Raw genomic sequence first — 26,396 nt, forward strand, 5'->3', positions numbered from 1 at the left:
ACGGTTATTTAACGAAGCCGACCTTGGTGTAATCGGCCGTCGCAAGGCCGAACGCGCCGTAGTTGGCGAGGTCAGCCCGTGCCGCGTACGTACCCGAAGCCTGGTGCAGTGGAATCGAATAGCCCTCTTCGAAGATCATCTGATCGCATTGGTTCGCCAGCTCGCGCGCCTTCTCTGGGTCGAGTTCGGCGATGGTGCGGTCGATCAGCGCGTTGAGTTCCGGTGAGCCGATCCGAGCCTTGTTGGACTGCAAGTTGTTCGGGTCATAGGCGTAGATCTGCGGCAATGCACCCAGCGGGAGGTAACTACCGCCCCAACTGAATTGCGCCAGCTCGAAATTGCCAGGGTCGATAACGTCCTTGAAAAGTCCACTGCCCGGGACGGTCTGGATGTTCAGCTTCACCCCGATTTGGGCCAGATTCTGCTGCACGATCTGAGCGGTTTGGACCCAAGCGTCCTGCTGGTACATCACATCGCGGATTTCAAGACGGCGGCCGTCTTTCTCTCGCACATCGCCGTTCAGCTTCCAACCCAGGTCGTCGAGCATTTTGGCCGCGGCGGCCGGGTCGAAAGAGATGGGACCCGAATTGTCCTGATACCCCTTCTGGCCCTTCATGAAGATGTGGTTGTTGAGCGGCTTCGGATCTTCGACGACGCCATTCTGGGAGGCGTTGACGATGCCCTGCCGATCGATCGCCTTCGAAATCGCGATCCGCACCTGCGGATCCTCGAGCAGCGACCCCGGCGCGCCGTTGAACGTGATGTGCGACCAGCTGGGCTCCGGCGTGCGCCTCAGCACTACCCCGGCCGCCTGCTTCGCGCCGGTGACATTCTCGATGCCCGACATATAGGCGATGTCGAGTTCGTTGTTCTGGATTGCGGGCAGCCATGCCGAACTGTCGAGCACACTGAAAGTGATGGTGTCGAGCTTGGGGGTGGCACCCCACCATGCTGGGTTGCGGGTCAGCGTGATTCGGTTCTGCCCGCGATCGATCGCACTGATCTGGAACGGGCCCGCGCTCACCGCGAGCCCGTTGCGATCACGGTCGTTGAACGCGGCGGCAGACTCGGTGGTTGCCTTCGGATACAGCGGACTGAACTGACCTTGCCATTCGGCATAGGGCTGGGAGAAGGTGACGACTGCCTGCCGGTCGTCGACACCACGCTCGACTTTCTCCACCCTCTCGAATCCGCTGGTGGCTGTCATCAGATACGTCGTGTCACGTCCACTCAGCGCCGCCGCCTGCGAACGCATGTCCTCCCAGGTGATCGGCGTGCCGTCGGTCCACACCGCCTTCGGGTTGATCGTGTAGGTCACCTGCTGAGGGTTGGTGCCGGTGAGCTGGATATCGGTGAAGTAGTCATGATTGATCGCAAGCTCTCCGGCGGCATTGCTGGTGTACGCCACCGGCAACGTCGGTTCGATCACGTCGCCGGTGCTATCGGTGCCGCCGTCGATCTGCAGATAGTTGAACGACTCCGGGAATGAGCTCAACACCAGCCGCAGATTGCCACCATCGCGTAGGTCCGCCACATCGTGGGCGTTGATGTCGTTGGTGCTGCCGATGGTGGAGGTGCCCGGTGTGACGCCGTTATCGGAGGAACAGCCAGACAGGATCAGCCCGACCGCCACGCATGGAATTGCAAATTGGGTACCGAGCGAGCGAATTCGCATGGAGGTCCTTCCTGTCCGCGCGTGGCGGAGGTTTACTTGACGAAGCCGATCTTCGTGTAGTCGTACGTTGCCAACCCGGGGGAGCCGATGTTGGCGAGGGTGGTGCGGGCGCCGAAGCTGCCGTCGGACTGCATCAGGGGGAGGGAGTGGCCTTCTTCGAATACCTGGCGGTCGACCTGGTTCGCGAGGGCGATGGACTTCTGGGGGTCCAGTTCGGTGAGGGTTTGCTCGATGAGGGCGTTGAGTTCGGGGGAGCCGATGCGCCCGTAGTTGGACTGGAGGTCGTTGGGGTCGTAGTAGTAGATCTGGCGGATGCTGCTCAGTGGGAAGGGGTCGCCCTCGTAGACGTACTGGGCGGCGTCGAAGTCGCCGGGCTGGATGACGTCGGTGAAAAGACCGGCGGCGGGCTTGGTGTCGATGTTCAGCTGAACGCCGATGGCAGCCAGGTTCTGCTGGATGATCTGGGCGATCTGGACCCAGGTGGGGTCGTTGTACATGACGTCGCGGATGACCAGTTTGCGGCCGTCCTTCTCGCGTACTCCACCGTTGAGTTTCCAGCCGAGGTCGTCGAGTTGCTGAGCCGCGGCGGCGGGATCGAAGCCGAGACTGTTGTCCTGGTAGCCCTTTTGGCCCTGGAGGAAGATGTGGTTGTTCAGCGGTTTCGGGTCCTCGACCAGCCCGTTCTGCATCGCGTTGACGATCCCCTGACGATCGATGGCCTTCGAGATAGCCACGCGCACACCCTCTTCAGCCAGAATCGATCCGGGCGCGCCGTTGAAAGTGATGTGGCGCCAGCGATTACCGGGGGCGCGGCGCACCACGAGCCCTTCGGTGCCGCGCACCGTTTTCACGTCGTCGAGGGTGGTCAGGCGAATGAGGTCGATCTCGTTGTTCTGCAACGCCTGGACCCACGACGTCGCGTCGAGCACGCTGTAGGTGATGGTGTCGAGAACGGGTTTGTCGCCCCACCATTTGGGGTTGCGGCCCAAAGTGATTCGGCCCTGGCCACGGTCGGTGGCGCTGACTGTGAACGGCCCGGCGGTGAGCGTGATCGCCTCGGCGAGGCTGGTGTTGAACGCCTCTGGCGTGCTGGTCACCGACTTCGGGTAGAGGGCGGAGTTGCCGGAGAACTGGCCGCGCCAGTCGGCGTAGGGCTTGCTGAAGGTAAGGACCGCCTGCTGGTCGTCGGCACCTCGCTCCACCTTGTCGACGAATTCGAAACCGTTGGTGATCGCGATCAGATAGCTCTTGTCGCGCCCGCTCAGCGCGTGCGCCTGCGCGGCCAGATCCTCCCAGGTGATCGGCGAACCGTCCGACCAGACCGCCTTCGGATTGATCGAATACGTCACCTGCATCGGATCGGTGCTGGTCAACTGGATATCGGTGAAGAAATCGGTATCTATGCTGAGTTGACCGGCCGCGTCGATCTCGAAGGACCGCGGCAGCATCGCGCGCACGATGTAGCCGATCTCGCCGTTGTTGCCGTCATTGGACAGGATGTTCCAGTTGGCGGGGTAGTCGGTGGTCGCCAAGCGCAGGTTGCCGCCCTCGCGCAGTTCATCGACACCCTTGGGATTGACGTCGCTGGTGGACCCGATCGCATCGCTCAGCCCGGTCGCGGACTCGTCGCCACTCCCACAACCCGCCACGATCATCCCGGCCGCCACCACCACGGCAGCACATCGCAATCGGGCCCTGCGGCCTGCTTGCATTCGACGGGTTCTCATGGCGCCTCCTCTTTGGGCTGGACCGACGTTCTCAGCCGCTGACGACGGGTTCCGGTACGGCCGCGATGAGCGAGCGCGTGTATTCGTGCTGCGGATCGGCGAAGATCTGCTCGGCCGGACCGGATTCGACGATCTTGCCCTGCAGCATCACCGCGATGTCGTGGGCGAGGTTGCGCACCACCGACAGGTCGTGGGAGACGAACAGGTAGGACAGTCCGTGCTCGGCCTGGAGGTCGCGCAGCAGGTTGAGGACGCCGGCCTGGATCGACACGTCCAGCGACGAGACGGGCTCGTCGAGGACCAGCAGCTGGGTGTCGAGGGCCAGCGCGCGGGCGATGCTGATGCGCTGCTTCTGGCCGCCGGAGAAGTCCGAGGGATAGCGATCGGCGTGCTCGGGACGCAACCCGACCTGCCGCAGCAACTCCGGCACCCGCCGGTTGACCTCGTCGCGCGACCGGCCGTCGATGCGCAGCGGCTCGGCCAGAACGTCGAAGATCGGCAGGCGCGGGTCCAGCGACGAGCTGGGGTCCTGGAAGACGATCTGCATCCTCCGGCGGATCTCGCGGGTGCGCGCCTTGGTGAGGGTGGCGACGTCGTTGCCGAGCACCTCGATGCTGCCCGACTGCGGGGGCACCAGGTCCATGATCTGCGACAGGGTGGTCGACTTGCCCGAACCGGATTCGCCGACCAGCGCCAGGGTGCGGCCCGCGCGCACGGCGAAGCTGATGCCGTCGACCGCGCGGACCTCGCCGGTGCGGCGGCGCAGCAGCACCCCGGAGGTGAGGGGGAAGGTTTTCACCAGGTCGGTGACGCGCAGGACCACGTCGTCGTCGGTGCGGTCGGGGTGCGCCGGGGCCGGGATCTCCTTGCGGTAGGCCTCGAAGAGCTGGTGCGTGCCGACCTCGGCGGTGCGGATGCAGGCGACCGAGTGACCGGGGCTCACCTTCTCCAGCGGAGGTTCGGCGGCGGTGCAGTCGCCGATCGAGACCGGGCACCGTGGCGCGAACGAGCAACCGGGCGGCAGGGCGTGCATGGCGGGCGGGGCGCCGAGGATGGGAATCAGCGGGGTGCGCGGCGGGCCGTCCATGCGCGGGATGGACCCGAGCAGGCCGACGGTGTACGGCATGCGCGGCGCCGCGAAAAGTTCTGCGACCGGTGCGGTTTCGACGACCTTGCCCGCGTACATCACCGCGACCCGGTCGGCGACGGTGGCCGCGATGCCCATGTCGTGGGTGATCATGATGACGCCCGCGCCGGTGATATCGCGCGCCTTGCGCAGCAGCGCGAGGATCTGGGCCTGCACCGTCACGTCGAGCGCGGTGGTCGGTTCGTCGCAGATGATCAGCGCGGGATCGTTGGCGATGGCCATGGCGATCACCACGCGCTGTCGCATACCGCCGGAGAACTCGTGCGGGAACGCCCTGGAACGGGCCCTGGCATCGGTGATGCCGACGAGTTCGAGCAGCTCGACGGCCCGCTCGCCTGCCTCCTTGCGGCTCATCTCGCCGTGCGCGAGCAGGGCTTCCGCGATCTGATCACCGATCCGATACACCGGTGTCAGCGCGGAGAGCGGATCCTGGAAGACCATGCTGATCGAGGAACCGCGCAGCTTCGACATCTGCTTGTCGCCAAGGCCCAGCAGTTCGCGGCCGCGCAGGCGCACCGATCCCTGCACCCGTGCCTGGTCGGGCAGCAGGCCGATCACCGCGAGCGAGGACACCGACTTGCCCGAACCGGACTCGCCGACGATGGCGAGCACCTCGCCGTCGGCGACGGTGTAGTTCACCCCGCGCACCGCCTCGACGCGGCCTTCCTCGCCGGGGAACGAGACCCGCAGGTCGGTGACCTCGAGCAGGGGTGCGGTCGACGCGGTCATCGCTTCTCGGCTTTCTTCAACTCCACCTGCGCCTGGTCCTTGTGCTCGGCGACCTCCTTGCGCGACTTGCGCGCGCCGCGGGCACCGGGGTCGAACGCGTCACGCAGGCCGTCGCCGACCAGGTTGGCGGACAACACGATCGTGATCAGCAGGCCACCGGCGAACAGGAACAGCCACGGATAGGTGAGCGCCGATTTGGTTCCCGCCGCGATGAGTGAACCCAGCGAGACGTCCGGCGGCTGCACACCGAAACCCAGGAAGCTCAAACCGGTTTCGGCGCCGATCGCGGCGCCGACGGCCAGTGTGGTGTCGATGATCAGGATCGAGGCGATGTTCGGGATGATGTGACTGAGGATCACCGTGCGAGTCGGTGCGCCCATATACCGCGCGGCGCGGACGAATTCGCGGTCACGCAGACTCAAGGTGAGGCCGCGGACGATGCGGGCGGCGATCATCCAGCCGAAGACGCTCAGCAGCACGATCAGGATCGCGATCGATCCGGATCCCTTGGTGCGCGGCGCGAACAGCGCGATGATGATGAAACTGGGCACCACCAGCAGCAGATCGACGAACCACATGATCGCGCGGTCGGTCCAACCGCCGAGCAGCCCGGCCACCGCACCCGCTGTCGCGGCGATGACGCTGGAACAGATCGCCACACAGAAGCCGATGATCAGTGACTTCTGCAGGCCGCGCATGGTCTGGGCGAGCACGTCCTGACCGATCTGCGTGGTGCCGAACGGGTGCTCGAGGCTCGGCGGTTTCAGCAGCGCCTTGTAGTCCATCTGCTGGTAGTCCCACGGCAGCAGTGGCGGCAGCGCGAAACTGGCGACCAGCAGCACCACCAGGACCACCGCGCCGACCACAGCGGGCTTGTTGCGCAGGAAACGGCGCCACACCAGTTTGCGACGCCCGGCGGCGGCGACCTCGGGTGCGCCGACGGCGATGAGTTCGGTTTCGGTCATGAGACACGCACCCTCGGGTCGAGCAGGGCAAGGACGACATCGGAGAGCAGGCCCGACACCAGCACCACCAGGCCGGCGAACGCCGTCACCGTCACCACGACGTACAGGTCCTGGGCGTTGATCGAATCGACCAGCCATTCGCCGACACCGTGCCAGCCGAAGATCTTCTCGACGAAGGTGGCGCCGGTGATCAGGCCGCCGAGGCTGTAGGCGAACAGGGTGGCCATCGGAATCAGCGCGGTGCGCAGGCCGTGCTTGTACAGGGCGCGATTACGGCTGAGGCCTTTGGCTCTCGCTGTTCGGATGAAGTCGCTCTGCAGTACGTCGAGCATGGCGTTGCGCTGGTAACGGCTATAGCCGGCCATGCCGTAGAGCGCCAGCGCCAGGGTCGGCAGCACCAGATGTTGTGCGCGGTCGACCATTTCGTTCCAGAAACCGTTGACCTGAGTGGCCGACGTCTCGCCGGTGTAGAGGAAGATCTGTGAACCGGTCATCGTATTGATCTGCAGCGCACCGTATTTCAGCAGTGTCGCCAGCAAGAAGATCGGTGTCGAGATGATCAGCAGTGACAGCACCGTCGAGAAATAGTCGCTGAACTTGTACTGCCGGATCGCCCCCGCCGCACCGATCAGCACGCCGAGCACGGTGCCGATGACGGAACCGAGAATCAGCAGCCGCAGACTCACCGCCACCCGCCTGCCCAGTTCCTCGCTCACCGGCTGCCCGGACAGGGTGGTCCCGAAATCCCCTTGCACGACGCCGCCGAGCCAGGTGAGATAGCGCTGGGGGATCGGCTCGTCGAGATGCAGCTGGTCGGCCTTCGCGTCGATCACCGACTGCGGCGGGCGTGGGTTGCGCTGCTCGAGGCTCTCGAGCGGGTTGAACGTGAGTGATGCGAGGCTGAACGTCAGAAATGATGCCAGCAGAAGGAGCACAACGTAGTTGAGTGTGCGCCGCAACAAGAAGCCGGTCATCAGTCCCCTCTGGATCGGGTAATCAGGCCCTGATCATAGGGACAGTCCGGCGTCCCCGCGTGGCGACGTGCGGCAGGATAGATGGGATGACGCACCTGCACCCGAAACCGCTGCTGGTGGCCAGCGACGTCGACGGCACCCTGATCGACGATTCCGACAAGATCTCGGCGCGCACCAAGGCGGCCGTCGGGGCCCTCGTCGCCGACGGCGCCACCTTCGTGCTCGCCACCGGCCGCCCGCCGCGCTGGATCGACCCGGTCGTCAGTGAGCTCGGGTACGCACCGCTCGCCATCTGCGGAAACGGCGCGGTCATCTACGACAGCGCCACCGATCGGGTGCTGTCGAGCCACACCCTCGACGTCGAGACCCTGAGCTGGCTGGCCGACATCGCCGAGCACGCGCTGCCGGGTTGCGGCCTGGCCACCGAGCGGGTCGGGGCCAGCGCGCACGACGCCGTGACCCCGCAGTTCGTCAGCTCACCGACATACGAACACGCCTGGCTCAACCCCGACGACACCGTCGTCTCACACGCCGAGGTGATCGACTCACCCGCGATCAAAATGCTCATCCGGCTCAGTTCGGCCCGCAGCTCCGACATGCGCGCGGCGCTGGCCCCGCTGATCGGCGACCGCGCCGAGATCACCTACTCCACCGAGAGCGGGCTGATCGAGCTGGCGGTGCCGCAGGTGACGAAGGCGTCCGGGCTGGCCGAGGTCGCGCGCCGGATCGGCGCCGAACACTCGTCGATCGTCGCCTTCGGCGACATGCCCAACGATGTCCCGATGCTGGCGATGGCCGGGCACGGCGTCGCGATGGGCAATGCCCACCCCGAGGCCCGGGCCGCGGCCGACGAGGTGACCGGCAGCAATATCGACCACGGTGTGGCGATGGTCCTCGAACGCTGGTGGCGCTAGCCGAGCGGCCCCGCTCGAGCGCGCCAGCGCTCCAATAAAACGGCCGGTGCCCCTCGCTCGGAGGGTGCACCGGCCGTTCTTCGCCGTGACCGGGGGTTAGCCGATCGGGGCGGGTTCGGGAGCCGGCGGGTCTGCCGGAACCTGCTCGAGGGGGATCTGTTCAGCGGACGCAGGTGGGGCCTGCGGTTCGGCGGGGACTTGCGGGTCGGCCGGAGCCGGGGCAGGCACCGCCAGTCCGAGCGTCGGGGCGGTAGGCGCCTGACCCGGCTTCGGCGGACCGTTCATTTCCTGCTTGTAGGTCTCGTCGTAGGTCTTCCAGAACGTCGTGACGATGCCCGTGAGCTCGTTGAGCACCAGCGAACCGTGCTGGAAGTCGGTGCGTAGACCGTTCGGGACGAGGTAGGAACTCGCGGTCGGCAGGCCGAGGACGCCCGAATCGGCGCCCAGGCTCAGATACTTGTCGAGAATCGCGCCGACCACCTCGAATACCTGACCGCCCTCGCCCGAATAGACGAAACCGTGGGCGAACTTCGCGTACTGACGGCCCTGCGCGCCCGAGATCAGGTCCGATTGCGGTGCGCCGAGCGGACCGTCGACCCCGCCCTTGGCCACCCAGTGCTTGGCGATCGCGTTGTCGACGGACAGGCCGAGGAACTTGTCCACCATCGCGCCCAGTTCGGCCATATTGCCCTGCGGCGCACGGGCTTGCTGGCTCGGCGGGCGGTTCACCGTCGGGGGCGAGGTGTAGGTGCCGGAATTGCCCGCCGCGATTCCGCGGATGCGATCCATCAGCGCGTAGGCGGCGTCACCGGGGCAGTCGGTGTTGCCGACATCGCGGTGCGCGAACACCACCGGCAGATCGACCGCTTCGTCCTGGGCGTAGGGCGTGAACTCGGTGCCCTCGGAGTACATCGTGGTCGTGCCCTTGGGATCGATCCCGGCGAGCTTGGCCCGCCAGCCGATGAACTTGCCGATCGCGTTGATCGCCTCGTTGCTCGGCTCCTCGTTCTCGTAGTTGCCCATCAGCGCCACACCCGCGGTGTTCTCGTTGAAACCGCCCGCGTGCGCGCCCTGGACCGCGCGGTCGAGGCCGCCGTAGCGGCCCTCGAAGATCTGGCCGTACTGGTCGACCAAGGCGTTGTAGCCGACGTCGCACCAGCCGAGCGTCTCGGCGTGATAGGCGTAGATCGCGCGGACGATGCCCGCGGACTCGGAGCGGCTGTAGTCGTTGCGACCGGCCGTGTGGTGCACGGTGATGCCGCCGACGCCGTCGTCGTAGGTGGGTTCCTCGCAGCGGATCGACTCGTCGGCACCCCACTGCGCGCGGGTGATGACCTTCGGTCCGCCACCGGGCAGCGCCGCGGCGACATCGTTGAGCGCGGCATCGATCGCGGCCCGCCCCGGATTGATCAGGACGGCCTTGAGCGCGGCCTCGGTGAGGTGGGCCGGGTCGTGGTCCGGGCCCGCGGTGGGCTTGCGGGTGACCAGCATCTGCACCGCGGTGGTCTCGCCGACGTAGATCGGTTCGGTGCCGGTCGGTGCGTCGGCCGGGGTCTGATCGGTGGCCCTGGTATCGACCGGATCGGCGTTGTACCAGGGCCCCCAGTTGCCGTCGAGCTGGCGAGCTCGCAGCTTGGTGGTGGTGTTCGCCATGTCGCGGGCGGTGACGGCGACCATGCTGAACGGGGTGTCCTGGGTGAGTTCCTTGACCTGCGCGCCCACCTGGTCGATGACGTCCGCGCCGACCGCGCCCGGCGAGAGGGCGGGAGTGTCGGGGGTCGTGCCGGGTTCGAGATTTTCCGGGTCGGCGATGAATTTTGCTCCGCCGGAACGGCTTTGGGAGACGGGGTCACCGGTCGCGGGCGCCGCCGGAGGCTGGGCGGCGGGCGCCGGTGCGGCCGACGTCGGCGTGGCCCCGGCGGGAGCTTCGGGTGCGCCCGGAGCTGGTTGCGCTGGAACCGGCGCGGCCGGGGCAGCCTGTGCTTGGGCCGGGGCCGGCGCGGCAGGAGCCGCTGGGGCCTGGGTGGCCGCGCCCCCTGGTGCCGGAGCGGGCGCGCCCGGAGCGGGCGGTTGGGCTTGCGGTGTCGCGGCCGGTGGCGCCGGCGGCGCGGTCGGGACCGATGTGCTCGGGACCGGTGGGCGCGCGGGCGTTGCGGCCCCGGGTGCCGCCGCGCCCTGCTGCGTCGGGGTGGGCTGCGGCTTCGTCGGCAGCTGCGGCAGGTGGATCTCGGTGGGCAGCGCCACGCCCGGGGGCACCGGCAATCCCGGGGGGATCGGGATCGAGCTCGGCAGCTGCAACATGCGCAGGTCCGAGAGGTGCAGGTCGGGCAGATCGAGGCCGGTCAGGTCACGCAGCGGGACCGTGATGTCGGGAGCCGTGGTCAGCGCGACCTCGGCCAGCTGCGTCGGCACGGCCGCGACCTGGGAATCGTTCGCGCTGCGGTAGTCGGTCGAGTCGCTGAGGGCGAACGCGCCGATCGGTGCGGCGACAACAAGGGTCGTGACCACCGGGAGCACGTAGGAACGTTTCGGCTTTCGGTATCGCACGTGCGACTCCTATCGGGTCGAGCTCGTGTTTTTCCGCGCATGTGATGCTTGCTTCCTCTAACCTCACGCATCACACTAGTTAACATACGTCACACATCTCAACCTCAACTCGAGACTTATGTGATTGCTCGAATGTAGCCCTCGGATCCCGCTAGGCGACGACGACATGCCGACGCGAGCTCCGCCGGTCGAACCGCGAAACCGTGGGAGCGCAGTATGAGAGCGGACACCAAGATCACCCGCAGTACCGGCCGTGGCACCCGTCGCAGGGCTGTGCCGATGATCCGGACCGTGCCGCTGCCGGTGCTGGTCAGCGGAACTGTGCTGGCGATGGCCGGGGCGATCGGGCTGTGGCAGATCCTGCCGGGGCAGATCACGCCTACCGCAGGCGCCGGACACGGTCGCGGCATGAGTCAGGTCGGGGCTTTCGACAACGCGCGGGCGGGCTGGACGGCCGAGGAGATTCTCGGGCACTACTACCCCGGGGCTGATCTCGGGCAAATCGGCCCCACAACGATCGGTGTCCGGCTCCAGGCGCAGGACGACGCCACCCTCGACACCTTCGCCGCCGCCGGTGCGCAGGTCGCCGGTCGCACGATCGGACCCGGCGACGCGGCCCATCTCACCCCGCTGCCCGACGGCGGGGCGAGCGTGGTGGTGACCGCGGGCTGCGACGGCGAAGTTCTGTGGCAGGCCGCGACCGACGATCCGTTCGTTTACCCGGTCGGCGCCGGTGCGGGTAGACCCGCCGACGAACATCTGACCCTCTGCGGCGGCACCGCCTACCGCGGCGCGCTCGGGGTGGCGCTCGAGGGCGAGTCCTTCCGCACCGTCAACCAGGTGGACCTCGACGACTATCTAGCCGGCGTACTACCCGCGGAAATGCAGGCCAACTGGGCAGACCAGGGCGCCTTCGAAGCCTTACGCGCACAGGCGATCGCGGCCCGCTCCTACGCGCTCGCCGAGAGTCGCTACGCCTACGCGCAGACCTGCGACACCACCGACTGCCAGGCGTATCCCGGTACGGTGAAGGAGGATTCGCGTAGTACCGAAGCCGTCGCCGCCACCACGGGCACGGTGTTGCTGCGTGACGGGCAGATCCTGCGCTCGGAATACTCGGCGGCGCCGGATGGCGGCAGGCCCGCCGACATCCAGACCTTCGAGGTCGGACCGGCACCCAGCGAACTCGTCGAATCCGCCCCCGCCCCCGCCCCCGTGGTTCCCGCGACACCCGCACAGCCGGATCTGACCATCGAGGCACTGGCGGGTGAGTCGGTGATCGACACCGAGTACCGGCGGATCGGCGGTGCGGGCAGTTCGGTAGGCGAGCCGATCGGTCCGGAAATGCTGTTGCCGCAACGGGCAGGTACGTATCGGCTGTACACGAACGGTGTGATCGTCGCGACGAAGACGCTCGGCGCGCAGGTCGTCGACTTCTCCACGCTGCTCCAGCTCGTCCCGGACGCGGGTGACCAGTTGCCCGCGACGGCCTCGGGCCGGCCCACCCTGAAGATGCCGGAAGGCGGTGTCCCCCAAGCTGTTGCACCGGGCAACCCCCAGGGAGTGCAGTTCCCTACGGAGGCCGAGGTCAGGGGCGAGCCGGTACACGGTCCGGTGAATCCCGCTGCGCCCGGCGCACACGATGGGGCACTGAACGGCCCGGCCGCGGTACCCGGCGCGCACAATGGAGTTCCGCACGGCCCAGCCGCCGTTCCCGCCGTTCCCGCCGTTCCCGGCGTGCACGACGGGGAGTAGACGGACCGAACGTACGGGTCGGGTCAATCGAGCGTTGTGTCGTCCAGTGCGACGGCCAGGGTGCGCAACAGGTCGGCGAGCTGCTCGCGGTCCGTGGCGCCGAGGGCGGAGAGCAGGCGCTGCTCGTTGGCCACATGCAGCGGCAGCAGCCGGTCGACGAGCTCGCGGCCCTCTGCGGTGAGCTGCACGAAGACCGAGCGCCGATCGTCGGGGGAGGGGACGCGCCGGACCAGGTTCTTCGCGGCCAGGCGGTCGATGCGGTTGGTGATGGCCCCCGAGGTGACCATGGCGGCGCGGTTGAGCGCTCCGGCGGTGAGGCCGGTCTCGCCGCCGGAGCGGCGCAGCGTGGCCAGCACGTCGAACTCCCAGAATTCCAGGCCATGACCTGCGAAGAAGCGTTTCAGATCCTGTTCGAGGACGCGCGAGAGCCGGGTGATCCGGCCGACGATCGCCATCGGTGACACGTCGACATCCGGGCGTTCGATGTTCCAGTGCTCGGTGATCAGGTCGACCGCGTCGCGCATCTATTTTTCCTCTCGGTTGAAACTCTTAACGTTCATCTACTTGACGCAGAGATACCTAGGCGGGTAGATATTTCAACGTTGAGATTATCAATCAGGAGTGAACATGACGACCGCAACCCGCCCCACCGGCTACGTGGGCACCCTCGCGCTCACGGCTCTCACCCCGATCGTGTGGGGCTCCACCTACGCGGTGACCACGGAATTCCTGCCCCCGGACCGGCCGCTGTTCACGGCGCTCATGCGCGCGCTCCCCGCCGGATTGATCTTGCTCGCGCTCACCAGGGTGCTGCCGCACGGCAAGTGGCTGGGTCGGGCCGCGGTGCTCGGCGTGCTCAATATCGGCGCGTTCTTCCCGCTGCTCTTCCTGGCCGCGTACCGGCTGCCGGGTGGTGTCGCCGGGGTGCTCGGCGCGGTGGCGCCGATGTTCGCGCTCGGATTCGCGGCGGTGCTGCTGGCCGAAGCGCCGACGCGGCGCAAGGTGATCGCGGGTGTCGTCGGGGTGTTCGGTGTCTCGCTGGTCGTGCTCCGCGGCAGCGCTGAGCTCGATTTCCTCGGTGTGGTCGCCGGTCTCGCCGGTGCGGCCTCGATGGGCGCGGGAACCGTGCTCACCAAGAAGTGGGGGCGTCCCGACGGTGTCGGCCCGCTGGCGATGACCGGGTGGCAGCTCACCGCGGGCGGGCTGTTCATCGTGCCGCTCGCCCTGCTGATCGAAGGCGCGCCGCCCGCGCTCGACAGAGAGGCCGTCGGCGGCTACCTGTACCTCGGCATCATCGGCACCGCGCTGGCCTACTGGCTGTGGGTCCGCGGAATCTCACGGGTGCCTGCGACTTCGGTGTCCTTCCTCGGTCTGCTCAGTCCGGTGTCGGCCGCGGTGATCGGCTGGATCGCGCTGGGTCAGGCGCTGACCGCGCTGCAGATCGTCGGTCTCGGCGTCGCGCTAGCGGCTACCGTCTTCGGGCAGATGCCGTCCAAGTCTGTCGGCGTCCCCGTTGGAGATGTAGCGGGAGAACAGGATTCGCCTGCGGATGCGGTGCCGGATCCGGCCGGGCGGCGCGGTGATGCCGAGTCGGCCGTGAATTCTGTTGCACCGAAGCTGATTCCAGCGCCGGTTCGGGTCTGAACGCTGATCAGGTCAGCCGCGCATCGCCTGCATCAACTGGTCCTCGGTGAGGGCCGGAACCGGCAGGGGGTGCGCGGCTTTCGCGCGTAGGCCGTCGAAGATGAGGGCGAGATTGCGTCGCCAGAGGTCGGGGGCGACGGTGCTGGTGGCGGCGAGAACGCTGATGTGGGACCAGGTGATGAAGGCGATGTCCTCGAGGGTCCAGTCCGGGCGAAGGGCGCCGGCTTGCTGGGCGCGGACGATGATGCGGCGCATGAGGCTGTGGCCGTATTCGCGTGCGCGTTCGACGGCGGCGCTGGGGGGATTTCGCAGCGCGAGGTCGCCGAGAATGCGGTCCGACGCCTGGAGTTCGCAGATCTTCTCGACCAGGAAGACGAACGACTCCCACGGGTCGGTGATGTCGAGTGCCTGTTCGGCGACCCGGCCGCCCGCTTCCAGCCGGTCGGCGACGGCGGCGGCGATCAGTGCGTCGCGGGTGGGGAAGCGGTTGTAGAGGGTACCGATCGCGACGCCCGCGTGGGCGGCGATGTCCTTGAGCGGAGCGTCGAGCCCGCGTTCTTCGAAGATCTCGCGGGCTGCCGTCACCAGCGCGACGCGGTTGCGTTCGGCGTCACTGCGCAACGGCTTGTCCTCGGGCATCCGCTGATCCTACAAATCCGGTGTCCGAAATATCTTGAGCATGGGTTCAACTTAGTGCTACGTTCGGCATAACTTGAACCAACACTCAACTTAGGGGTATCTGATGAGTACGCTCGCGATCTTCGGCTACGGACCAGGACTCGGCGCCGGGACAGCACGACACTTCGGCCGCAACGGTTTTCGGGTCGCGGTGATCGGACGCGACCCGGTAGAACGCGCCGCGGCGCTGCGTGCGGAGGGCATCGACGCCGAACCGTTCATCGCCGACGTCACCGATCCCGCGCAAGTGCTCGACGTGATCGGCCGGGTCGAGGAGAAGCTGGGGCCGATCGACGTCGCGCTGCATGCGGCGGCCGCCGATATGTCGGTGCGCAGCGCCACGACCATCGACGTCGACCTGCCGTCCCTGGCCCTGCCGATCGCGCTCAAGGTGCACTCGCCGATCCTGCTCACCCGCGCCCTGCTGCCCGCGATGCTCGCCCGCGGCAGTGGCACGCTGCTGTTCACCTCCGGCGCCTCCGAGGAGCATTTGCAGCCCTACCTGGCCAATGTCGGGGTCGCGTTGGGGGCCCAGCGCGCCTACGTGCGGCAGCTGGCACGCGAAGTGGACGGCACCGGCGTCTATGTCGGGCTGTTCGCCATCGGCTCGCTCATCGAGAACAGTGCGGTCCAGTCGGTCATCGATGCCAACCCCGACCTCGTGCCCGCCGGGCTGGTGCTGCCGCGGATCGGCAATGCCGAGCTCGGCGCGCGGTTGTGGCAGATGTACACCGAGCGCGACACGGTCGAAGTCGAGGTCGGTTTCGCCTCTTGACATTGACGTAGCGTCAACTTGCACAGTGGAGGTACCGACGAGAAAGGAGCAGGTCATGGTGGGTGAATGGGCCATTCAGGACCTCGCGAAGGCCGCGGGAACCACCAGTCGTACGTTGCGCCACTACGGGCAGCTCGGGCTGTTGGAGCCGAGCCGGATCGGGGCCAACGGCTATCGCTACTACGACCAGACCTCTCTTGTTCGGCTGCAGCGAATTCTGCTGCTGCGCGAACTCGGCCTCGGCCTTCCCGTGATCGCCGAGGTCCTCGCCGGGGAACAGGACACCGCCGGTGCGCTGCGCACCCATCTGGCACTGCTTCGGCAGCAGCAGGATCGGGTGGCGCGACAGATCGAATCGGTGTCGACCACTCTGCACAAGACAGAAAGAGGTGAACCACTCATGGCCGCAGAGGTTTTCGATGGTTTCGACCACACGCAGTACAAGGACGAAGTCACCGAGCGCTGGGGTAAGGAGGCCTACGAGAGCGGCGATCGCTGGTGGCGTTCGCTGACCGAGGCCGAGAAGAAGGGCTTCCAGCAGACCCAGCTCGACATCGCCACCGACTTCGGAAAGGCCTTCACCGCAGGACTTCCCGTGGAAGGCGACGACGTCCAGGCGATCGTCACCCGGCATCGCGCCTGGCTCGGCGTCGGTACGCAGGGCAAGGCGGTATCGAACGAATACCTGCTCGGCCTCGGCGAAATGTACGTCGCCGACCCTCGCTTCCGGGGCAACTACGACGTGCACGGCCAGGGCGTGGCCGAGTACATCCTCGAAGCCTTCCGGGCTTACGTCGCAGCTCATCCCGCCTGAGCGGTTGACGGGCGCACGATCGGGTAGTGAGGTGACAATCGCCCACACCGTGCTCGATCGGGCGTCGCGCCGTATAACTGACGGCGACGTCGAGAAATAGCGGGGGCAGTGGTGGAACAGGTGCGGCCGGAGCGGCCTTCGCGTGCGGTGACCGCGCTGATCGCGGGCTGGCTCGGGGTGCTGGTCGGCGCGGCGGGAATCTTCGTCGGCACGGCGACCGCCGTACTCCGGGTGCTCGGGCGCGAGATCGACCTCGACTACGTGGGCGCGGGGATCGTCGGCGGGCTCGGGGTGGTGTATCTGCTCGGGGCGGTGCTGCTGTTGCGTCGGCGGATGCTCGGCAGGCGAATGCTGCTCACCATGGCCGCGGTGATGGCGGGGGCGACGTTGCTGGTCGTCGTGCTCAACGGGGCCGGTCACGGCTGGCGGTTCGGGCCGCTGGACGCGTGGCTGGCGCTCAACGTGGTGATCCTCGCGCTCAGCCTGAGTGAGCCGACGCGGCGCTGGACCATCACGCGATAGGGCGTAGCGGTGGCGGTCGGCTCGACGCGCGTGCTTCTCGAACTCGGTACGTCGCGGCTGATGGCGCTACGGTCGGGGGATGGTCGTGCTGGAGACGAAGTCGAAGAGCGGTGAGGTGGCGGCGATCGTCGCCGGGTGCCTCGCGGGGATCGCCGCCGCGGCGAATCTGGTGGGTGCGGTGGTTCTCGTGCGGTCGTTCCTGAGCGATCCGGGCGAACTCGACGACTCGCTCACGCTGTTCGCCACGCTCGGCGGGCTGGTGTCGATGTTCGCGTTCGCTTACGGCGGCCTGCTGCTGGCGCGCAGGGACGACACCGGGCGCTGGGTGATCGTGGTCGCCGCCGGCGCACAGCTCGCCCTCGGGGCGCTCGGCCTGCTCGCCGCGCTCGTGAACTACGACTCCGGGTACGGAATCCACTGGTTCGCCGACGAACCCGTCATCCGCTCGATTGCGACCGGCCTCGGCGGGGTACCCGGCGCGGTGACGGCGATCGTGAATCACAGTTGGGCGGCGGCACTTTCGGGCGCGCTGTTCGGTGGGCTCGTGCTGTTGTCCGCGGCACTGCCGTGGACCGCGGCCTACACACTCGCTCGCCCGGACGATGTTGTCGGACCGAACGTATAGTTTCAGCAGGTCAGCATTGCCGTGGAGGGGTGCTGCGAGGCCGGGAAACGAGTTAGCGGCTTCAGGGACAGCTCGCCAGGAGGGGGAACACGATGGGGTATCCGTACGGTCCACAGCAGGGCCATGACCCGTACGCGGGGCAGGGGTATGCGCAACCCGGTTACGGACCCGACCCGTACGGCGGTCAGCCGGGCTATCCGCAACCCTACGGCGCACCCGTCCAAAACGGTTATGGCGCACCGGCTTACGGCGCCGCGCCCTATCCGTACGCCCCGGGCTACGGTGAGCCGCGAGCGGGCGGCGGCACGGCGATCACCGCCGCGGTCATCTCACTGCTGCTGTCACTACTCGCACTGGCCGGCCTCGGTATCGCCGCGGCGATCCTGTTCGGCGAGAACACCGGAAGTGCCGCCGGGGACGAGGTTCGATCCGCGGCGACCGTCAGCCTGCTGATCGGTGCCGCGGTGGGCCTGCTGTGGTTGCTCGGCGCGATTCTGCTGTTCCGCCGCAAGACCGCGGGCCGGGTGATCCTCATCCTGCTGTCCACGCTTGCCCTGGTCTTCAGCGCGATATCGATCGTAGCGGCCATCTCGACCGGGTCGGAAGAGCCGGCGGTCACCCTGGTCGTCGGGATAATCACCAGCATCATCCCCCTGCTGATCCTGGTTCTGGCGGCCGCGCCGTCCACGGGCCGCTGGATCCGGGCAGGGCGGCCGGGCGGTTATCAGCAATACCCGCAGTACTGACGGTCGGCGCCGGCGGCTCGGTTCCGGCCGCCGCGCCGTCCACCGGTCGCTGGGTACGGGCCGAGTGACCCGGCGGATACCCGTTTCAGGGGTACTGACCCGGTCTGCTGGGCCGGCGCCTTCCTGAAGGATGGATCGGCCCTGGTCAAGGCGTGGTCGGAGACTCCGCCGGGACAAACGGTGGTCTTCCGATACGCTGGGCACCCGTGACCGCCGCATCGTCCTCGGGTAACTCCGTCAACGCAGATTCCAATGCCCCGGCAAACCAGTACGACCTGATCGTGGTCGGCTCCGGTTTCTTCGGGCTGACCGTCGCCGAGCGTGCAGCGAACGTGCTGGGCAAGCGGGTATTGGTGATCGACCGCCGCTACCACCTGGGTGGCAACGCCTACTCCGAACCCGAACCGGAAACCGGTATCGAGATCCACAAGTACGGCGCCCACCTGTTCCACACGTCCAACAAGAAGGTCTGGGACTACGTCACCCAGTTCACCGAGTTCACCGGGTACCAGCACCGGGTGTTCGGGCTGCACAAGGGTCAGGCGTACCCGCTGCCGATGGGCCTCGGCATGATCTCGCAGTTCTTCGGCCGCTACTTCACCCCGGAAGAGGCTCGCAAGCTCATCGCCGAGCAGGCCGCCGAGGTCGAATCCGCCGACGCGCAGAACCTCGAGGAGAAGGCGATCTCGTTGATCGGCCGCCCGCTCTACGAGGCATTCATCCGCGACTACACCGCCAAGCAGTGGCAGACCGACCCGAAGGAACTGCCCGCGGGCAACATCACCCGCCTGCCGGTGCGCTACACCTTCGACAACCGCTACTTCAACGACACCTACGAGGGTCTGCCCAAGAACGGCTACACGAAGTGGCTGGAGAACATGGCCGCCTCCGACCTCATCGAGGTCAGGGTGAACACCGACTGGTTCGACGTGCGTGACGAGATCGTCGCGGCGAACCCGGAAGCACCCGTCGTCTACACCGGCCCGCTGGACCACTACTTCGACTACGCCGAGGGCGAATTGGGCTGGCGCACCATCGACTTCGAGACCGAAGTCCTCGAGACCGGCGACTACCAGGGCACCAGCGTCATGAACTACAACGACGCCGACGTCCCGTTCACCCGCATCATCGAGCCGCGCCACTTCCACCCCGAGCGCGACTACCCGACCGACAAGACGGTCATCATGCGCGAGTTCTCCCGCTTCGCGCAGACCGGTGACGAGCCGTACTACCCGATCAACACCCCCGAGGACCGCGCCAAGCTGCTGGCCTACCGCGAGCGGGCCAAGCAGGAGACCGCCGAGAAGAAGGTGCTGTTCGGCGGCCGTCTGGGGACCTACCAGTACCTGGACATGCACATGGCGATCGGTTCGGCGCTGAGCATGTTCGAGAACGTGCTGCGTCCGCACCTGGAATCCGGCGCGGCATTGGTGGACGAGGCGTGACGAAAGCCATGCTCGAAGACGTGACCACCGAAACTCGCGCCATCTCGCTGCTGCAGCGGGTCATCCTGCCGCGGCCGGGTGAGCCCCTCGACGTGCGGACCCTCTACCTGGAGGAGTCCACCACCAACGCCCGTCGCGCGCACGCCACCAGCCGCACCGCGCTGTCGATCGGCGCGGAGTCGGAGGTGTCGTTCTGCACCTACTTCAACGCGCTGCCCGCCAGCTACTGGCGTCGCTGGAGCGTGCTGAAGTCGGTGGTCCTTCGCCTGGAACTGGCCGGGCACGGCCGCGCCGACGTCTACCGGTCCAAGGCCGACGGTTCGCGAATTCACGTGCAGGGCAAGGAGTTCGCCGTCGCACAAGGCGCGGACTCGGTGGTCGTGGAATTCGAAACCGATCTGGGCCCGTTCGAAGACGGCGGCTGGATCTGGTTCGACATCACCACCGACACGGCCGTCACGCTGCTGTCCGGCGGTTGGTACGCACCGCAGGAAGCGGCGGGCACCGGCTCGATCGCGGTCGGCATGCCCACCTTCAACCGCCCCACCGACCTGGTCAAGACGCTCGGCGCGCTCGGCTCGGATCCGTTGGTGCTCGGCAACATCGCCGCGGTGATCGTCGCGGACCAGGGCAACCGCAAGGTGGTCGACGAGCCCGGCTTCACCGAAGCCGCCGCGACCCTCGGCGACCGGCTCTCGATCTGTGATCAGCCCAACCTCGGTGGTTCCGGCGGATACAGCCGGGTCATGTACGAGGCGCTCAAGACCGACGCCGAGTACATCGTCTACATGGACGACGACATCGAGATCGAGCCCGACTCCATCCTGCGTGCCCTCGCGTTCTCCCGGTTCGCGAAGTCGCCGCTGCTGGTCGGCGGGCAGATGCTGAACCTGCAGGAGCGTTCGCACCTGCACAGCATGGGCGAGGTCGTCGACCGCGGGATCTTCATGTGGTCCTCGGCGCCGAATGTCGAATACGACCACGACTTCTCGAAGTACCCGCTCAAGGACCGCGACAACTCCAAGCTGCTGCACCGGCGCATCGACGTCGACTTCAACGGCTGGTGGACCTGTGTGATCCCGCGTCAGGTCGCCGAACAGATCGGTCAGCCGCTGCCGCTGTTCCTCAAGTGGGACGACGTCGAGTACGGCCTGCGCGCCCGCGAAGCCGGCTACCCGACCATCACCCTGCCGGGTGCGGCGGTCTGGCACATGGCCTGGTCCGACAAGGACGACGCCATCGACTGGCAGGCCTACTTCCACCTGCGCAACCGCCTCGTGGTCGCGTCCCTGCACCTGCCCGGCGACGGCAAGCCGATGATCGTGAACACGATCAAGGCCACCCTCAAGCACCTGCTGTGCCTGGAGTACTCCACGGTCGCCGTCCAGAACGAGGCGATCCGCGACTTCCTGGCCGGTCCCGAGGGTCTGTTCGACCTGCTCCCCACCGCGCTGGGCAAGATCCACGGCATGCGCAAGGAGTTCCCGGACGCCGTGGTCGTGCCCTCGTCCACCGAACTGCCGCTGGCCAACCGCCACGGCGTCGGTGCGGTCGGCGAACCGGGCAACCCCATCGCCAAGGTCGCGCGCCTGGCCAAGGGCGTGGTGCACAACTTCCGCAAGGCCGATCCGGCCGCCTACGAGACGCCGCAGCTCAACGTGCCGACGCTGGACGCGCGCTGGTACCTGCTCTCGCAGGTCGACGGCGTCACCGTGACCACCGCTGACGGCCGCGGCGTCGTCTACCGCAAGCGCGACCCGCGCCAGGCCCGCGACCTGCTCAAGGAAGCCATGCGCCTGCGCAAGGAACTCACCGCCCGCTTCCCGGAGATGCAGCAGCGCTACCGGGCCGCGCACGCCGAGCTCACCAGCACGGCGGCGTGGGAGAAGACCTTCGGCCTGAACGGAACCGCGAAGTGACCGACACCGAACTGCCCGAGCTCGAGCTGGCCGAGGAAGGCTGCTGCGGCGGCTGCGATTGCAGCGGCGACTACGTGGAGGTCCCGGTCGAGGTCGCGATCCTCAACGCCGTGCAGGGCACCATCGGCAGCAACCCGGCCGTCGTCTCCGCCGCGCGCGGCATGTCGCACTTCGGCGAGCACGCGCTCGGCTGGGTCGGCATCGCCGCCGCGGGCTGGCTGGTCGACAAGCCGCGCCGCCGCCAGTGGGCCGGTGTCGCGGTCGGCGCGGTCGGCGCGCACGCCGCGTCCATCGTGATCAAGCGGATCGTTCGCCGCCCGCGCCCCAACGATCCGTCGGTGCAGGTCAACGTGTCGACGCCGAGCAAACTGAGCTTCCCGTCCTCGCACGCCACGTCCACCACGGCCGCGGCGGTGTTGCTCGGGCGGCTGACCGGGCTACCCTTGCCAGCGGTGATCGTCCCACCGATGCTGCTGTCCCGAGTTGTACTCGGGGTGCATTACCCTTCCGACGTGATCGCCGGTTCCGCTTTGGGGGCCGCGTCGGCTGCTGCCGTGCTAGCCGCCGAAAAGAGACTCCGACAGTGACCGCAACTGAAAGAACTTTGGCCCAGATGAGCGAAGAACCGTCCGCCGCCGTCCTTGACGAGGGTGCTGTGAAGGGCCCGCCGAAGACGCTGCTCGGTGGTGTCATCAAGGCCATGCGCCCACGTCAGTGGGTCAAGAACGTCCTGGTGCTCGCCGCACCGCTCGCCGTCGGGCCGGAAGCGGTGGGCGACGCGGGCGTGCTCGTGCATGTCGCGATCGCGTTCATCGTGTTCTGCATGGCGGCCTCGGGCATCTACCTGGTCAACGACTCGCTCGACGTCGACGCCGACCGGGCGCACCCGACCAAGCGGTTCCGGCCGATCGCGGCGGGCGTCGTTCCTGTCAACCTGGCTTACGCGCTGTCGGCGGTGCTGCTGATCGGTTCGATCGCCGGTTCGTTCCTGGCATCGTGGCACCTGGCCGTGGTGATGGCGATCTACATCGGCATCCAGCTGGCCTACTGCCTCGGGCTCAAGCACCAGGCCGTGCTCGATATCTGCATCGTGTCCTCGGGCTTCCTGCTGCGCGCCGTCGCCGGTGGCGCGGCGGCCGGAATCGCGCTGTCGCAGTGGTTCCTGCTGATCATGGCGTTCGGCTCGCTGTTCATGGCCGCGGGCAAGCGGTACGCCGAACTGGCGATCGCGCTCGACACCGGCGCCAAGATCCGCAAGTCGCTCGAGTACTACACCCCGACCTACCTGCGCTTCATCTGGACGCTCGCGGCCACCGCGGTCGTGGTCTTCTACGGCCTCTGGGCCTTCCAGCAGGACTCGGCTCGAGACACCCAGTGGTACTCGATCTCGATGATCCCGTTTACCATCGCAATCCTGCGTTACGCGGTCGACGTCGATGGTGGCGAGGCCGGTGAACCCGAAGAGATCGCGTTGGGGGACCGCATCCTGCAGTTCCTCGCTATTGCCTGGATCGGAGCGGTAGGTGTCGCTGTCTATCTCACCTGACGAGATGTTGGTAGCGGAGCAGGATTCAACCGAAGACGAGCAGCTACGCGACGACGAGTCGCCGCGTCCTGACGCGCGTTCCTCGGTTCTGTCCCGCGCCATCTTCGTCGGTGGGGTGGTCATCACCGCCGCGCTGTTCACGGTGGGTGCGTGGCAGCGGCGCTGGATCGCCGATGACGGCCTGATCGTGCTGCGCACGGTCCGCAACCTGCTCGCGGGCAACGGCCCGGTCTTCAATGCCGACGAGCGGGTCGAGGCGAACACCAGCACCGCGTGGACCTACCTGGTCTGGTTCTTCTCCTGGCTCACCCAGGCCCGCCTCGAGTACGTGGTGCTGGGGGTGGCGCTGGTGGTCTCGGTGCTCGCGGTGGTGTTCGCGATGCTCGGCACCGCGCGGCTGTGGGGCGGAACCAGCGGTCAGTTGCTGATCCCGGCCGGTGTGCTGGTTTACATCGCGCTGCCGCCCGCGCGTGACTACGCGACCTCCGGGCTGGAGAGCGGCCTGGTGATCTGCTGGGTCGGGCTGCTGTGGTGGTTGATGATCCGCTGGAGTCAGGCCGCCGTCGTCCGCGTGCCGAGCCTGTTGGGCCTGGTGTTCCTGGCCGGGCTCGCGCCGCTGGTTCGTCCCGAGGCCACACTGATCGGCGTGCTCGCGCTCGGGATGATCTTCCTGGCGCCGATGCCCGCGTTCCGGTTCGGGCCGATCGCGCTGCGGGCGCTGATCGTGTTCGTCGCCGGGATCGTGCCGGTGGGGTACCAGATCTGGCGAATGGGCTACTACGGCCTGCCCTACCCGAACACCGCGGTCGCCAAGGACGCGGGCGGGGCCAAATGGGGGCAGGGCGCCATCTACCTGTGGGACCTCGTCGGTCCGTACTACCTGTGGATTCCGCTGCTCGTGCTGCTGATCGCCGGTGTGGTGGCGGGGGTCGCGCGCGGCTTCGCGCTGCCGCAGTTCTCGGTCGCTGGCCTGCGTGCGTGGCTGCGTTCGCCGAGCGCGGTCGTGGTGATGGTGCTCGGCAGCGGTCTGCTGCTCACCGTGTACGCGGTGCGCGTCGGCGGCGACTTCATGCACGGGCGGATGCTGCTCACCCAGCTGTTCCTGCTGCTGTTGCCGGTGGCCGTGGTCCCGATTCCGGTGCGATCGCGGCGCAGCGACTGGTCTGTCGGACTGCTGTTGATCGCGCTGCTCGGCACCGCGGGCTGGTCGCTGTACGCGTCGAACACGACGGCGATCACGACCGGCACGAAGATCCGCTCGTCGGGCATCGTCGACGAGCGCATCTACTACGTCCTCAACACCGGCCGCGACCACCCGATCCTGGCCGAGGACTACCTCGACTACCCGCGTATGCGGGCCATGGTCAACGACATCGCCGCCAACCCCAAGGGCGGCCTGCTGCTGAACTCGCCCGCGTTCACGTTCTGGTACCTCGACCCGCCGCCGGAGCCGATCCCCGAGGAGGGTTCCGGGCACACGGTCTACTTCCTGAACCTGGGCATGACGAGCATGAACGTGCCGCTGGATGTCCGCGTGATCGACCCGATGGGCCTGGCCTACCCGCTGGCCGCGCACTCGGACCGGCTCGCCGACGGCCGCATCGGCCACGACAAGAGCCTGCTGCCGGACTGGGTCGTGGCGGACTCGGGCATGGTCGACATCCACCCGTGGATGCCCTGGTACATGGACGAGAAATGGGTTACCCAGGCGCGCACGGCGATGTCGTGCCCGCAGACCCAGGCGCTGATGATCTCTGTGCGCGAACCGCTCACCCTGGACCGGTTCAAGCACAACTTCCGCAATGCCCTCGCCTTCTCGAAATACCGGATCGACCGGGTGCCCAAGTACGAGATCCAGCGTTGTGGGCTGGTTGATCCTTTCCCCGAGCCCCCACGCTGAACAGGCCCGGCCGGTCGGTATCGATACCCGTCGACCTATGACACACACCGGCTGGCCAGGCCTTATTTAGTGGTGTTCGCCGCTAAATCACTTTTCGGTAACGCCAAGCTATGTATGTAGCGATATGGTCACTGGAGGAACGGCCCGTCGGCGCACTGGTGTGCCGGTAACTAGTCGGCGGTCATTGCAACCGCGGTTCCGCGCGAACCGCATGAGGAAAGGCCCATAACAGAATGCGTGGCGGACGTCTCAGAGCCCGGGGAGCCGGCTGGCTCAAACGATCGGTGCTTCTCTCCCTGGCTGTAGTGCTGCCGATCGGTGCGGCTGTGGCCGGTCCCACCGGCACCGCGACGGCGGCCTTCGATCCCACAGGTTTCGACTTCTGGGTCGACTCGGAGATGGGCCCGATCAAGTCGCGGATCTTCCGCGCGGCCGATGGCAACACCAATCGGGTCGTGTACGCGCTCGACGGTATGCGTGCGGGCGACGACCTCAGCGGCTGGGAGAAAGACACCAATGTCGCCCGCGCGCTGATGGACGCCAACATCAACGTCGTGATGCCGGTCGGTGGCCAGTCCAGCTTCTATGCCGACTGGAACGCGCCGAGCAGCTTCTTCGGCCTCGACGCCGGTTCGGGTGGTAGCTCCACCGGTTCGGCGGCGACCGGTTCGGCGATGACCGGTTCGTCGGTCGCGCCCACCCAGGTGGCGGGCAAGAAGAACACCTACAAGTGGGAAACCTTCCTCACGAGCCACCTGCGCAACGCGCTGTCGGCGCGCTTGGGCTTCAACCCCAACAACAACGGCGTGTTCGGTCTGTCGATGGGTGGCTCCGCCGCGCTGACGCTGGCCGCCTACCACCCCGACCAGTTCAGCTTCGCGGGCTCGTTCTCCGGGTACCTGAACATCTCGGCACCCGGTATGCGTGAAGCCATGCGCGTGGCGATGGTCTCGGCGGGCGCGTTCAACATCGACGCGATGGCGCCGCCGTGGGGCCAGCAGTGGTTCCACATGGACCCGTTCGTCTTCGCCCCGCGCCTGGTCGGCAACGGCACCCGCATCTGGGTCTCCGCGGCCAGCGGTATCCCCGGCGCCGGTGACGTGTCCAACCCGATGGAGATCGTCCAGGGCGTCCCGCTGGAACTGCTCGCGATGGTGAACAGCCGCGCGTTCCAGGTCCGGATGGCCACCCTCGGTGGCGGCAACGCCCACTTCGACTTCCCGATCACCGGCGTGCACAACTGGCGCAACTGGGAGACCGAAGTCAACCGCATGATCCCGGACCTGTCCGCGAACATCGGCTAGTCACTCCAGCTCCACCCGAAAACCGCCCGGTGCCTCGTCAGCGCC

22 protein-coding genes are annotated in these 26,396 nt (G+C 67.3%); 14 read left to right on the forward strand and 8 right to left on the reverse strand.

Features of this window, described 5'->3' with window-relative positions:
• Window positions 1-4: 4 nt before the first annotated feature.
• The 5 genes from ACWDXS_RS18055 to ACWDXS_RS18075 are packed head-to-tail and all read right to left on the reverse strand — an operon-like array spanning window position 5 to window position 7,217.
• Window positions 5-1,675: an ABC transporter family substrate-binding protein gene (locus tag ACWDXS_RS18055; protein WP_449966914.1), complete on the reverse strand. Its 1,671-nt coding sequence runs from the start codon at window positions 1,673-1,675 to the stop codon at window positions 5-7.
• Window positions 1,676-1,707: 32 nt separating this feature from the next.
• Complete coding sequence (locus ACWDXS_RS18060) at window positions 1,708-3,402, reverse strand: ABC transporter family substrate-binding protein (protein WP_449966917.1); 1,695 nt, start codon at window positions 3,400-3,402, stop codon at window positions 1,708-1,710.
• A gap of 31 nt (window positions 3,403-3,433) precedes the next feature.
• Window positions 3,434-5,278, reverse strand: coding sequence for an ABC transporter ATP-binding protein (locus ACWDXS_RS18065; protein WP_449966920.1), 1,845 nt, complete (start codon window positions 5,276-5,278; stop codon window positions 3,434-3,436).
• Window positions 5,275-6,243: an ABC transporter permease gene (locus tag ACWDXS_RS18070; protein ID WP_378989479.1), complete on the reverse strand. Its 969-nt coding sequence runs from the start codon at window positions 6,241-6,243 to the stop codon at window positions 5,275-5,277. The genes ACWDXS_RS18065 and ACWDXS_RS18070 overlap by 4 nt, the downstream gene beginning before the upstream one ends.
• A complete protein-coding gene (locus ACWDXS_RS18075) occupies window positions 6,240-7,217 on the reverse strand; it encodes an ABC transporter permease (RefSeq protein ID WP_449966924.1) in 978 nt (325 codons plus the stop codon). The genes ACWDXS_RS18070 and ACWDXS_RS18075 overlap by 4 nt, the downstream gene beginning before the upstream one ends.
• Before the next feature lie 86 nt (window positions 7,218-7,303).
• On the opposite strand from ACWDXS_RS18075, the gene ACWDXS_RS18080 reads away from it, so the two are divergent.
• On the forward strand, window positions 7,304-8,131 hold the full coding sequence (locus ACWDXS_RS18080; RefSeq protein WP_378637961.1) for an HAD family hydrolase: 828 nt from the start codon (window positions 7,304-7,306) through the stop codon (window positions 8,129-8,131).
• Window positions 8,132-8,227: 96 nt separating this feature from the next.
• Here ACWDXS_RS18080 and ACWDXS_RS18085 read toward each other — a convergent pair whose 3' ends face one another.
• A complete protein-coding gene (locus ACWDXS_RS18085) occupies window positions 8,228-10,678 on the reverse strand; it encodes an N-acetylmuramoyl-L-alanine amidase (protein WP_449966928.1) in 2,451 nt (816 codons plus the stop codon).
• A 216-nt stretch (window positions 10,679-10,894) separates the two neighbouring features.
• Here ACWDXS_RS18085 and ACWDXS_RS18090 point away from each other — a divergent pair, with 216 nt between their 5' ends.
• Window positions 10,895-12,433: a SpoIID/LytB domain-containing protein gene (locus ACWDXS_RS18090; RefSeq protein WP_449966931.1), complete on the forward strand. Its 1,539-nt coding sequence runs from the start codon at window positions 10,895-10,897 to the stop codon at window positions 12,431-12,433.
• Window positions 12,434-12,456: 23 nt separating this feature from the next.
• Here the strand turns inward: ACWDXS_RS18090 and ACWDXS_RS18095 are convergent, their stop codons facing one another.
• Window positions 12,457-12,957 carry a MarR family winged helix-turn-helix transcriptional regulator gene (locus ACWDXS_RS18095; RefSeq protein WP_378989483.1) on the reverse strand — a complete coding sequence of 167 codons (501 nt, stop codon included), beginning with the start codon at window positions 12,955-12,957 and terminating at the stop codon, window positions 12,457-12,459.
• Between the two features lie 103 nt (window positions 12,958-13,060).
• Here ACWDXS_RS18095 and ACWDXS_RS18100 point away from each other — a divergent pair, with 103 nt between their 5' ends.
• On the forward strand, window positions 13,061-14,077 hold the full coding sequence (locus ACWDXS_RS18100; RefSeq protein WP_449966934.1) for an EamA family transporter: 1,017 nt from the start codon (window positions 13,061-13,063) through the stop codon (window positions 14,075-14,077).
• A 12-nt stretch (window positions 14,078-14,089) separates the two neighbouring features.
• Here ACWDXS_RS18100 and ACWDXS_RS18105 read toward each other — a convergent pair whose 3' ends face one another.
• Window positions 14,090-14,716, reverse strand: a complete 627-nt coding sequence (locus ACWDXS_RS18105; RefSeq protein WP_378989485.1) for a TetR/AcrR family transcriptional regulator — start codon at window positions 14,714-14,716, stop codon at window positions 14,090-14,092.
• A 103-nt stretch (window positions 14,717-14,819) separates the two neighbouring features.
• Here ACWDXS_RS18105 and ACWDXS_RS18110 point away from each other — a divergent pair, with 103 nt between their 5' ends.
• From ACWDXS_RS18110 to ACWDXS_RS18160, 11 genes are all read left to right on the forward strand, one after another.
• Window positions 14,820-15,530, forward strand: coding sequence for an SDR family NAD(P)-dependent oxidoreductase (locus tag ACWDXS_RS18110; RefSeq protein WP_387445969.1), 711 nt, complete (start codon window positions 14,820-14,822; stop codon window positions 15,528-15,530).
• Window positions 15,531-15,585: 55 nt separating this feature from the next.
• Window positions 15,586-16,344: a MerR family transcriptional regulator gene (locus tag ACWDXS_RS18115; protein WP_449966938.1), complete on the forward strand. Its 759-nt coding sequence runs from the start codon at window positions 15,586-15,588 to the stop codon at window positions 16,342-16,344.
• Window positions 16,345-16,455: 111 nt separating this feature from the next.
• Complete coding sequence (locus ACWDXS_RS18120) at window positions 16,456-16,866, forward strand: hypothetical protein (RefSeq protein WP_378989488.1); 411 nt, start codon at window positions 16,456-16,458, stop codon at window positions 16,864-16,866.
• Window positions 16,867-16,945: 79 nt separating this feature from the next.
• On the forward strand, window positions 16,946-17,491 hold the full coding sequence (locus ACWDXS_RS18125; protein WP_449966941.1) for a hypothetical protein: 546 nt from the start codon (window positions 16,946-16,948) through the stop codon (window positions 17,489-17,491).
• Window positions 17,492-17,583: 92 nt separating this feature from the next.
• A complete protein-coding gene (locus ACWDXS_RS18130; RefSeq protein ID WP_387445967.1) occupies window positions 17,584-18,237 on the forward strand; it encodes a hypothetical protein in 654 nt (217 codons plus the stop codon).
• Between the two features lie 206 nt (window positions 18,238-18,443).
• Entirely contained in the window at window positions 18,444-19,682 is a 1,239-nt protein-coding gene (gene glf, locus ACWDXS_RS18135; RefSeq protein WP_378989491.1) for a UDP-galactopyranose mutase, read from the forward strand.
• Window positions 19,683-19,690: 8 nt separating this feature from the next.
• Entirely contained in the window at window positions 19,691-21,601 is a 1,911-nt protein-coding gene (locus ACWDXS_RS18140; protein ID WP_449967027.1) for a glycosyltransferase, read from the forward strand.
• A 74-nt stretch (window positions 21,602-21,675) separates the two neighbouring features.
• On the forward strand, window positions 21,676-22,188 hold the full coding sequence (locus ACWDXS_RS18145) for a phosphatase PAP2 family protein (protein ID WP_364403367.1): 513 nt from the start codon (window positions 21,676-21,678) through the stop codon (window positions 22,186-22,188).
• Between the two features lie 26 nt (window positions 22,189-22,214).
• The gene (locus ACWDXS_RS18150) at window positions 22,215-23,147 is read left to right on the forward strand and encodes a decaprenyl-phosphate phosphoribosyltransferase (RefSeq protein ID WP_378989492.1); all 933 of its coding nucleotides are present in this window, start codon (window positions 22,215-22,217) and stop codon (window positions 23,145-23,147) included.
• A 4-nt stretch (window positions 23,148-23,151) separates the two neighbouring features.
• Window positions 23,152-25,047, forward strand: a complete 1,896-nt coding sequence (gene zomB, locus ACWDXS_RS18155; protein WP_379312829.1) for a flagellar motor control protein ZomB — start codon at window positions 23,152-23,154, stop codon at window positions 25,045-25,047.
• Window positions 25,048-25,280: 233 nt separating this feature from the next.
• Window positions 25,281-26,351, forward strand: coding sequence for an alpha/beta hydrolase (locus ACWDXS_RS18160; RefSeq protein ID WP_378637999.1), 1,071 nt, complete (start codon window positions 25,281-25,283; stop codon window positions 26,349-26,351).
• Window positions 26,352-26,396 lie beyond the last annotated feature (45 nt).

The sequence above is a fragment of the Nocardia sp. NPDC003183 genome (assembly GCF_053590715.1).